Origin of the sequence: Anaplasma bovis (assembly GCF_036903315.1) — a bacterium.
Lineage (GTDB): Bacteria > Pseudomonadota > Alphaproteobacteria > Rickettsiales > Anaplasmataceae > Anaplasma > Anaplasma bovis.
Genome location: NZ_JAWLNY010000005.1, coordinates 21,019 through 31,776, shown reverse-complemented (window position 1 = coordinate 31,776; position 10,758 = coordinate 21,019). Strand labels below are relative to the sequence as shown.

Below are 10,758 nucleotides of genomic sequence, written 5' to 3'. Positions count from 1 at the left end.
CTTATCTCTTCCAAGATGCCCAGATCATCACCCAGACGATCAACCTCGTAATTATAGCTAAACTTACATCCCACTGACGCTATTTTAATGGCACCCGTAAGATACCTCTTCCTCAGTCTTGCATTTATAACCGGAGCATCAAATCTAATATCAGCATTGATAAGTAAGCATAAGTCCGCCTCCTCTATGCCGGCTATAGAGGTATTAAATACATACATACCCCTGGAAGATGCAACTAACTTCGCTCCATCTTGCCTACAATCCATAATCTCGCTACCTATGCACTCCATGAATTTTTTCAGCAAGAACATAGACTCACAATCTACTAAGTCACCCGAAATAGCAGCAACGCTACTTCCACCAACACTTTTTATCTTATCAATAACTACAGATACGGCAAAATCCCATCCCTTAGGCATCAATCTGCCGCCAACTCTAAGGCACGGATCAGTCAGTCGCTGCACCTCTAACCCATCACATGCAAACCTAGTCTTATCAGAAATCCACTCCTCGTTTACATCCTCATTCAACCTGGGCAATACCCTCATCACATTGAGCCCTCTGCAGTCAACTCTCACACTGCTACCTACAGCATCCAAAACGTCTATAGTATCACAGTGGAACAGCTCCCAAGGCCTCGCCTTAAACATATACGGTTTAGAAGTTAGAGCGCCCACGGGACACAGGTCTATAATGTTGCCAGATATCTCAGAAGTGATGCCATGGGAAATACAGGAGTCTATTTCCATCTTTTCACCCCTGCCAAAAGTACCCAACTCGTAGGTGCCAGCAACATCGGATAAAAACCTGACACATCTTGTGCAGTGTATGCACCTATTCATGGAATTTTCAATCAGTGGGCCAAAGGCTTTCTTAGATACCGCCCTTTTATCCTCACGATACCTACCTATACCACATCCATAAGCCACAACTTGGTCCTGCAGGTCACACTCTCCACCCTGATCACATATCGGGCAATCCAAAGGATGATTCAATAACAAAAGCTCCAAGACACCCTTTCTCGCCTTTCTCACTCTGTCAGTGTTCGTAGCGATAACCATACCCTCAGCCACCGGCATAGCACACGACGCAGCCAACTTAGGCTGTCCGGTTATCTCAACCAAACACATCCTGCAATTTCCGGCTATAGCAAGACGCTCATGATAACAAAATCTAGGGATCTCAACTCCAGCATCTTCGCATGCTTGTAATACAGTAATCCCATCTTCAACATCGATATCTATGGAATTAACGGTGACCTTAACCATAGAAACCCTATCTTCATTAGATTCTAGACCAAGAAATAGGAACCCCATCTCCCCCTAGTACAAGGCTTTCGTCCTCGAACTGTGCAGCCATAAACACTTGTCCCCTCTCCCTATCTATATACTGCACAGGCTTCACAGCCTTCCCATTGTACAATTTAGAAGAAGTACCCTTCTTACGCTGCAGAGGATTATTTTTGCTCGCAGTCTTCGCTACTTTACCACCCTTAGCCATATAGAAACCCCAAAAGAAAGACCATTAAAAATACGCGTACCTCCACCAGACACGCGCAGAGTATAACACAAGTTATGAATCAATATTCCTAACTTTCAAAGCATTATTGTTTATAAAATCACGCCTAGGTTCAACAAAATCTCCCATCAATACAGAGAAAATCTGATCTGCAGCTTCTGCATCAGAGATTTTAACTTTCAGCAAAGTCCTACTACTCGGATTTAGAGTCGTATCCCACAATTGCTCAGCATTCATCTCACCCAAACCCTTGAATCTTTGTAAGGCCATGTCCTTACGCCCAAACTCTATCATGCCAGTAGCAAGGGAACACGGCGCAGGCACTCTCATACAATGATCTTTAGCAGATAATACTGAATCTTCTGTGAACAATGTTTCTATACCATCTAAAATAGTAATAACATTCTGCACATCTCTACAATGCATCAAATTACTATCAAAAGAATATCTCTCTACCATACCCTGCGATAGTCTCAAAATCTCCAACTTGCCTTCACTAGCATTGTAACTAGAATCCCATTCGTACTCTGGAAACATCCTGTTTAAAAGGCTAGCAACCTCTCCAAATGCCGCCTCACCATTCTTTTTGTAGGAAAGAATAATAGACTCTAAAACTTCCTGAGGCACAATTCTAGAATAAGACTTAGTTATATTAGAAATCTGAACACACTTCCGAAGAATAGTACGCAATTCCATGCCACAATCAGCCTTCATACTGCTCAAAACCAACTGCCTAGTAGCATTGTCAACTATGTAATCACTAAGCGCTTCATCGTTCTTTATATAGGTATCTTTTTTGTATCGCGTTATCTTATATAGAGGAGGCTGCGCGATGTACAAATAACCAGCATCTATTATCTCCCTCATATACCGGAAGAAAAAAGTAAGAAGCAAAGTCCTGATGTGAGACCCATCAACATCAGCATCCGTCATGATCACTATCTTATGGTATCTAACTTTCGAGATATCAAAACTTCCTATCCCTATATTACTCCCAATAGCCGTTATCAATGCAGCAATCTCACTAGAAGACAGAGTCCTATCTAAACTCACCCTTTCAACGTTTAAAATCTTACCCCTGAGAGACAAAACTGCCTGGTACTTCCTGTCTCTACCCTGCTTAGCAGAGCCACCTGCAGAATTACCTTCAACGATGAATAACTCTGAGAGCTCGGGAGATTTCTCCTGACAACCAGCCAACTTTCCAGGCATAGCAGTAAAATCAAGTCCATTCTTACCTTTGATAACTTCTCTCGCCTTTCTAGCCGCTTCTCTACCCTTTGCCGAGCTTATTACCCTCTCTACGATTTCAGCTGCAAGCTTTGGATTAGATTCAAAAATAGAGGAAAGATTCTCATAAACTATACTCTCTACAGCTAATCTCGCCTCGGAACTCACTAACTTATCTTTTGTCTGTGACGAAAATCTGGGATCAGGCATCTTTACAGAGAGTACACAAGTGAGCCCCTCTCTAACATCCTCCCCTATAATGGATACTTTTGCCTTCTTTAAGTAACCCTCGTTAGTGGCATAGTTGTTTATGCACCTGGTTAAAGCAGATCGAAACCCCGCCAGATGCGTACCACCATCCTTTTGGCGAATATTGTTGGTGAAACACAGCATATTCTCATAATAAGAATCGTTCCAGGACATTGCGAGTTCAACCACTATGCCACTACTGCTAACTTCGCCCCTTATTGTTATTAGCTGCGTGACAGGCAACTTATTGCGATCAAGATATTTAACAAATGCCGCAACACCTACGTTTTCTTCTCCACAACCAAACTGAGACTTAACTTCTTCAGCTCCACGTAAATCCCTAAGCTGGATGCTGACATTAGAGTTTAGAAAAGAGAGCTCCCTTATCCTGTTTTCCAAAGTAGCATAATTAAATTCGATCGAGGAAAATATCTCCTCTGAAGGCATGAAACTTACACACGTGCCGCTCTTCTTCTTTGTGCATTGGTCACGCACTGCTAACGGTGCAACTGCAGTACCATTTTCAAATCTTATGAAATACTCATTACCGCCTCTCCATATCACTACTTCTAACCATAGCGATAAGGCATTTACGACAGATACCCCCACACCGTGAAGACCACCAGAAACCTTATAACTGTTGTGATCAAATTTTCCACCTGCATGAAGCTGAGTCATTATAACCTCAGCGGCGGAAACTCCTTCTTCTTCGTGTATGTCTGTGGGAATGCCCCTACCATTATCTGTAACGGATACAGAGCCATCAGCAGCAATAACTACAGAAATCTCATTACAAAAACCAGCTAGAGCCTCATCTATGGCATTATCTACTACCTCATATACCATGTGATGCAGCCCTGATCCGTCATCCGTATCACCAATGTACATACCGGGACGTTTCCTCACTGCCTCAAGACCTCTTAAGACAGTTATGGAGCTAGCATTGTAATCACTCATGTCAAAACGCAATCAAGGACAATCCTCCACCATCATACAGAAAATCTAGTAAAAGTAAAATCTTTCCACTCTTACTTTACACTAGGCATACTCGCCAAAATTTCTTCAAGAATAAACGACATTTCTAAGTAGCAATTTCACTCATTCCATATCGTATACTGAGATCCTATTCCCATAGCAAAATAATTGCTGTTTCGAACCATCTACACCGTAACTTCTTAGATCTTCAGCTATCGAATTGCATGGTAAAAATCATTGCTATAGTACAAAATAGCTGTATGGTTGAGAGTGAGAGTAGCGTACCATTAATTATTCTATGAATAGCAAGAGAAGAATAGTAGTAGGAATAAGTGGTGCATCTGGAGCACCTTATGCCGTACAGCTGTTGAAGCAACTTAAAAACATGGATGATGTAGAAGTACACCTTGTAATGAGTGATGCAGCGCAACTTACAATCAAGTTAGAATGTCCAGATATAACGAGTATAGATGAGATAATTAATAGCTACTGCGCACACTATCACAAAATAGGAGATGTAGGAGCATCAATCGCAAGCGGATCATTTAAGACCGAAGGAATGATAGTTATTCCTTGTTCAATACGCACTATGTCTGAAATAGCACACGGTATAAACTCTAATTTGCTCACCAGAGCCGCAGATGTAGTAATGAAAGAAAAAAGAAAACTTATCCTGGCAGTACGAGAAACCCCGCTACACCTAGGTCACCTGCGTACTATGGTATCTCTTACAGAAATGGGGGCAATAATAGCACCTCCTGTGCCATCGTTCTATAACAATCCAAAATCGCTCAGCGATATCGTACATCATTACGTCTCGCGAATATTAGGGATGTTCAATATGAAAAGTGATATATCGGAATGGAAGGGGCTTTAGATAATTCCTTCCCGCTCCGTATAGCATGAGGTTTTGCCAACACACAAAAGACACCTAATCCGCCTGCCGTGAAAGTAAGGCTTCATAATAGGCAAAAATAGTCAGGCCATGGCTGAGGAATTACTATTATAAGAGGCGACACATTGGAATGTAAGGAGATTTAGTTACTCCCTACTCTTATCGCATGAAGCCCCCTCAACACGACAAAGAGCGGCAAAATTACATACCTGGGGAAGTAAGCTTCGTACATATAAGCAAAAGTAGGTGATCATTGAAAGAATTACCATTCTGAGAGGCAGCACATAAGGTGGAAAATTCAATGTAAGTGACATGAATGAGAAGGAGTCACGTATAGAACCGCAAACTCTATATAATAGGCGCTAATTATTCCTGCTCTTTACCACGTATTGAGCTCTGTAACAGGGCAAAACACATGGGACCACTGGCTATACTGGAGAGCAAAAAGCTTCTATACATGGGTAAAAGTAGCGTGGCTATAGCAAAGGAACTGTCCTTATGAGAAGCAACGCATTGGGTGAAAGAAGATTCAATATAAATGATACACATAAGTGGAAGGGGCTTCTAATAAAAGTAACATAGTGACATGGCAAATATAAGTGATATGCATAAATGGGAGAGGTGACATATAGAACGGCAAATTTATATAATGAGTTCTAGTGATTTCTTGCCCTCAGTGCATGAAGTTTAGTCAAAATGTAGTATGCGAGACTCCTGCCTGGACTGGACCATAGTAACGGAGTAAAGCTTCTGTACATGGAGAAAGTAGTACTGCCATAGCAAAGGAACTGGCCTCATGAGAATGACACATTAGAATGGAAGAAGCTTCTATATAAGTGACATATATGAATGGGAAGGTGTGACAGCAGAATGGCAAACTTTATATAAAGCGTCAGTTACTTCTTGCTTTTCATAGCGTTATGTTTAGTCAATATGGCAAAGGACAATACAGTACCATCATATAGACAAAAATAGTACAGTCATAGCTAAGGTAATTACCCTTATGATGAGCAACATATTAGAATGTAAGAGAATTCAGTTGCTACCTGCTATTATCGCATGAAGCTCCCTAAACACGACAAAGAGCGGCACAATTCCACATACCTGGGAAAGTAATGCTTCATACATATAAGCAAAAGTCCTAGTCATGGCGGAGTAATAACAATTATGAGAAGCAACACATTAGGTATAAGAAGCTTCAATATATGTGACCTACATGAATAGAAAGGGCTTTTAATATAAAGTGACATGTAGAATGGCAAATTATATAAAGCGTCAGTTATTTCCACTCCTCATCGCACGAAGCTTCATCAACATAGCAAGACCTGTAACCACAGCTATGGTGAGGGGAACTAACCATAAAATATGAGCATATCCCCTGTAAGAGATATTGACTAAGATCTGTTCTCCATACAAACCTTGTAGATCTCTAAGTATCTCTTCATCCGTATCGCCACTAGCTATCCTATTCCTTATAAACTCTCGCATTTCCATGGCGAAACTGGATTTAGATTCGTGCAGTGACTCCCCAGAGCAAACTAAACACCTAGTAGCTTTGAATAACCTCACCGCCCTGTATTCCATGTCCTTTGGAAGCACTTTCTCATCGATCGAAAAAGCATGTACGCAACATGGCATCCATAAATATACGAAAAATGCCAGGCATAACCACCTCCCCGCTCTCGGGGAATCAAAGCTTACCATATATCTGTGCAATGCATATACCCAAAGAACTACATAAAAGCATCTCGCCCCTGTATACTTCTAAACTTCTTAACGACATCATCCTTTATCTTATTTATGGGTATACCATCTATAACCAAACCCCCTTTCTCTGTAGAGTTGAGAGTAATCTTCACAATATCTTCTTCCGCATTAGTTAACACCGCAGAAGCACGTATGACGCCGAAAATAGAATCCAAAAATGTTAGAAGTTGCTCACCATTTTTGTGCTTTCCTATTTCATCTCCTAGTAATTCCAACACACCAGCTTTCACAAAATTTGATAGCTCATCGAATTTTCTGATCTCTAGATTAATATTGTACACACACCTTCTAAATGACATCAGTGCACACTTTTGAGAAATAACCATATTCCCATCTAGCCTTACTGAAAAGGAATCACCCTCAAGCCCTAATGACGTAATATTAACCTTAGTGGCACCATCATCTTGGTCTTTTTGCATTAAAATGCCATCCATATTTAATGACAGGCTGCCCATACCTTCTTTGACTTTCAAATTCATAAGAGCATCTGCCCTTAAAGCATCATCCTCAGGAAAAGATAGAGAAATTCTCAACTTCTCATATGCAGATGCAATGCTTTCCTCCTCTCCCAAATGGTTTGTACAATACGCACCGCTGTCATCCACATAAGAAACTTTAACTACACTGTTGGTGACTCCCTTGCCGAAAAGAATTCTCTTCAGAAAGTATAGCGCCGCACTATCTCTCCACCTTATGTCCAGTCCAGACTCTACTTTGCACTTTAAGCGTCCACCCTTCTGATCTCCAGCAGACACATGTATGTACCCGTCGGAGAATTTAATGCTGGAATTCCTGCTGAATAGACCATACGAAAACCCGAGTTGATCTATCTCAAAACTTGCATATAGCGTGTCTATTACGAGCCCAGTAATGACTACTTGAGGCGCGAAAAAACTTGTTTTTAAATCTGCATACTTTACAGCAGATCCCTGTACCCCTATTCCCCAACTAGCCAAACTCTTTGTCGTAATAATATCAGAGGCGAATTCCCTAACGACCTTTTTTATCGAAAGTACACCAACAGCAGATAGAAAACACGCCATGCATAAGAATAATGCCCACCGCCTTACTCTACTATTCGTCAAAAAGTTAGAGTACACACTCAATCCTCCTGTCTGCCATCAAAAGAAACGTTCCTCGTCTCTCCAGGCAGTATAACACACAACCCATCAAGTTCCTTAGTGACAGTAATCTGACATCCCAGTCTGGAAGTTTCAGTAAGGCCAAATGCCAAATCTAACATGTCATTCTCTTCATCAGTCAACTTATTGTATAACTCAACTTTATCATACCACTCTGGGGATACAATCAAATGGCAAGTAGAACAAGCCATAGAACCCTCGCATGCGCCTTCTAGATCTACATTGTTGCGATGTGCTAAAGTGAGCAAAGTCTCACCTTCATGCGCATCGTAGGTTTTTTTAGTCCCATCCGGAGATACAAAAGTTATTGAAGGCATACAACTATACTCAAAGAATTACACTACTCACCGCCGCCGCTACTACAAAGCACATCATTCTCTTTTTTCCTAAGTTCTGTCAACACACTAGCTAATTTATCAGAAAAATCACGTACTTTATCTATATCACAATCACGCATTATGGAACATTCTTGTGTAATCAAATCCCTTACCAATGGAATATCCATATCTTCAATGGCGCCCTTTTCCAGCATGACTTTCATAACAGCTAAAATACGCTGACATTCTCCCTTGATTACACTTAACCCCTTAGCCGTCATGTCTGCATCAAAATTCTCTATGGAACCCGTAACACAACGCTCAACCTCTTGTTGAGTGATGTCCTTCATAGAGTTTATCTCAACATATTTTTCATTGCCAGTGGCCATATCCTTAACAAACACGGTAAGAAGCCCGTCCATATCGACCCTAAACGCAACTTCTATCCTGACCTCTCCAGCTGGCAATGGGGGAACCTTGATATCAAACTTGGCCAGGGACCTGTTCTCTGATACTATCTCTCGCTCCCCTTGACAGACATGTATACTAATCGATGTCTGCCCATCTACATACGTGGTAAATTCCTGAGATACAACCGCTGGCACCGGAGTGTTTCTTGGTATTAAAACCTCTACTATCCCCCCCATAACCTCCAGCGATAATGATAATGGCACTACATCTAGCAAAACCCTTCTTTCCTTAGAGGCCTCAGGATTTGAAAGATAAAAAGCTTGCAATGCCGCGCCTACAACTACTGCTTTATCAGGATCAATACTGTCACGTATCCGGCCGCAAAATATTTCTTCAAGCACAGACTTTACATAAGGAATTCTGGTAGAACCACCCACTAAAATTACATCGGATACGTCAGACGCGTCAATGTCAGCATCAAGCATTGTATCCCTAAGTATGGCAATAGTCCTGTCTATCACACCTTTAACTATTTCACCAAACTCCACATTACTTATGCTGCAATAAACAGTTTCTCCTCCTATTGCAAACTTGAATTCACGAGCATCTTCCGCATCGCTCATATTCTCCTTGATAACCCTGGTCTGCAACATTAGGCCCCTGCTTACTGAATGCTTTCCTTGTAGTCCAGACTTCTTTAAGACCAACTCTGCCAGCCCGTAATCTATATCATCGCCACCGAGATTAGTATCCCCTCCAGTAGCAACGACTTGCAGCACTCCTTCATGGAATTTGACCACAGAAATATCAAAGGTTCCGCCTCCAAGGTCATACACTATGCATATCTTACCCGTATCACTATTCTGCTCAACTTTATATGCTAAAGCAGCTGCTGTAGGCTCGCTTAATATCCTCAATACCTCAATTCCAGCAAGCTCTGCTGCTTTTCTAGTTGCCTTTCTAGAAACCTCATCGAAATATGCTGGAACAGTTATCACAGCATGCTTTATACCCTCGCCTGTGCGATTTTCCACAAGTCTACTGAGCGCCCTAAGTATCTCCGCAGAAACCTCTATCGCAGTGGTGCCTCCTTTACCAAGTACATCAAGAATCGCATCGCCCGTGTCAGAATATGAAACACCCATGCCACAAAATTCATCGCTTGCACCGAGTGCAACACTCCTTCCTATCAGTCTTTTAACGGAATGCAATGCCTTTGAAAAATCCGCATCATACCCAACCTTTACTGCACCTTCGCAATACTCCACAACAGACGGAAATATGCTTCTTCCCTCTGAATCTGTGAACACTAATACCTGCCCACTATCGCTATCAACCTTGGCTACAAGCGAGAAAGTAGTGCCTAAATCTATTCCAAATGCCTCATAGGCCTCCGCCTTGCCAGGCTCAGATATATTTAGGAGTTTCATACGCCACCACCGCTTTTTCTAATTTTTACTAAGTACTTCAATTTCTCAGTCAATACAGCCGCCCTGTATACATCACCCCCTGAAAAAGAAGATTCTATACCCCCAACACATGCGGATATCTCCTCTGACAGCTCAGAGCTATCTGCCTCAAAATCTAATACCTCTGCTATAATGCGCCCCCTGTCTGCTTCGCTTATTTTGATTCCATCCTTCTTCAATATGTACTCAGCACGTTTCATGGGAGATTTTAACACTAAGTACGCCTCATTGACCTTTGCCATATGTCTGACAGCGGCCTCTTTGTCCTGAATGGAAAAAAACCTGTCTGGATGAAAATTAGCCTGAATTTCTATGTAATTCTTCTCGAGAAGTGAGAGATCTAAGTCAAATTTAGTCTCACTGAAATTAAGCAGTCGAAAGTAATCATCAGACATAAAAACTCTCTCCGCATCCACATCTACCCTTTTCATTCGGATTATTAAAGGTAAACCCAGATGACAGTTTATCCGTATAGTAGTCTATTACAGTGCCCCTGATAAACATCATAGCTTTGGGCTCTATCAGAACTGTAACATCAAATCCATCAATACTCTTGACTATCTTAACCTCAAGGGGTCTAGACTCATACGCGTACTCTATGTGGTACTTCATACCGTAACACCCCTTCTGCTTCACGAGGACCCTAATGGCCACGTTTTCGCCACCCTTGCTCAAGAGCAACTCCTTCATTCTCCTCAACGCAGCATCAGTCAAGGTTACAGGAACAGCATCACTACTGCCGCTGTCCGTATTTGATGGAAACATGCCCTTATTTTCCATCATCC

Annotated in this window: 10 protein-coding genes; 1 reads left to right on the top strand and 9 read right to left on the bottom strand. The window is 41.7% G+C overall.

All coding sequences use genetic code 11. From position 1 onward, the window contains the following. The 3 genes from nuoG to gyrB all read right to left on the bottom strand — a co-directional run. The coding region (gene nuoG / locus R4I06_RS01075; protein WP_334413650.1) for an NADH-quinone oxidoreductase subunit NuoG at positions 1 to 1,268 on the bottom strand (1,268 nt) is incomplete at its 3' end. 16 nt (positions 1,269 to 1,284) lie between these two features. Next, positions 1,285 to 1,500: a hypothetical protein gene (locus R4I06_RS01070; protein ID WP_334413647.1), complete on the bottom strand. Its 216-nt coding sequence runs from the start codon at positions 1,498 to 1,500 to the stop codon at positions 1,285 to 1,287. 72 nt (positions 1,501 to 1,572) lie between these two features. Continuing rightward, positions 1,573 to 3,954, bottom strand: coding sequence for a DNA topoisomerase (ATP-hydrolyzing) subunit B (gene gyrB, locus R4I06_RS01065; protein ID WP_334413646.1), 2,382 nt, complete (start codon positions 3,952 to 3,954; stop codon positions 1,573 to 1,575). A 316-nt stretch (positions 3,955 to 4,270) separates the two neighbouring features. Here gyrB and R4I06_RS01060 point away from each other — a divergent pair, with 316 nt between their 5' ends. After that, entirely contained in the window at positions 4,271 to 4,849 is a 579-nt protein-coding gene (locus R4I06_RS01060; RefSeq protein WP_334413645.1) for a UbiX family flavin prenyltransferase, read from the top strand. A 1,293-nt stretch (positions 4,850 to 6,142) separates the two neighbouring features. Here R4I06_RS01060 and R4I06_RS01055 read toward each other — a convergent pair. From R4I06_RS01055 to R4I06_RS01030, 6 genes are read right to left on the bottom strand one after another with little or no spacing between them, the layout of a single operon-like run. Then, positions 6,143 to 6,571, bottom strand: a complete 429-nt coding sequence (locus R4I06_RS01055) for a cytochrome c-type biogenesis protein (RefSeq protein WP_334413644.1) — start codon at positions 6,569 to 6,571, stop codon at positions 6,143 to 6,145. 29 nt (positions 6,572 to 6,600) lie between these two features. Beyond that, positions 6,601 to 7,740, bottom strand: a complete 1,140-nt coding sequence (locus tag R4I06_RS01050; protein WP_334413643.1) for a hypothetical protein — start codon at positions 7,738 to 7,740, stop codon at positions 6,601 to 6,603. Beyond that, the gene (locus R4I06_RS01045) at positions 7,737 to 8,093 is read right to left on the bottom strand and encodes a ferredoxin family 2Fe-2S iron-sulfur cluster binding protein (protein WP_334413642.1); all 357 of its coding nucleotides are present in this window, start codon (positions 8,091 to 8,093) and stop codon (positions 7,737 to 7,739) included. The genes R4I06_RS01050 and R4I06_RS01045 overlap by 4 nt, the downstream gene beginning before the upstream one ends. Before the next feature lie 23 nt (positions 8,094 to 8,116). Then, positions 8,117 to 9,934, bottom strand: coding sequence for an Hsp70 family protein (locus R4I06_RS01040; RefSeq protein ID WP_334413641.1), 1,818 nt, complete (start codon positions 9,932 to 9,934; stop codon positions 8,117 to 8,119). Continuing rightward, positions 9,931 to 10,404, bottom strand: a complete 474-nt coding sequence (hscB, locus tag R4I06_RS01035) for a Fe-S protein assembly co-chaperone HscB (protein WP_334413640.1) — start codon at positions 10,402 to 10,404, stop codon at positions 9,931 to 9,933. The genes R4I06_RS01040 and hscB overlap by 4 nt, the downstream gene beginning before the upstream one ends. Then, positions 10,361 to 10,753: a HesB/IscA family protein gene (locus R4I06_RS01030; protein WP_410519368.1), complete on the bottom strand. Its 393-nt coding sequence runs from the start codon at positions 10,751 to 10,753 to the stop codon at positions 10,361 to 10,363. The genes hscB and R4I06_RS01030 overlap by 44 nt, the downstream gene beginning before the upstream one ends. Positions 10,754 to 10,758: the final 5 nt, after the last annotated feature.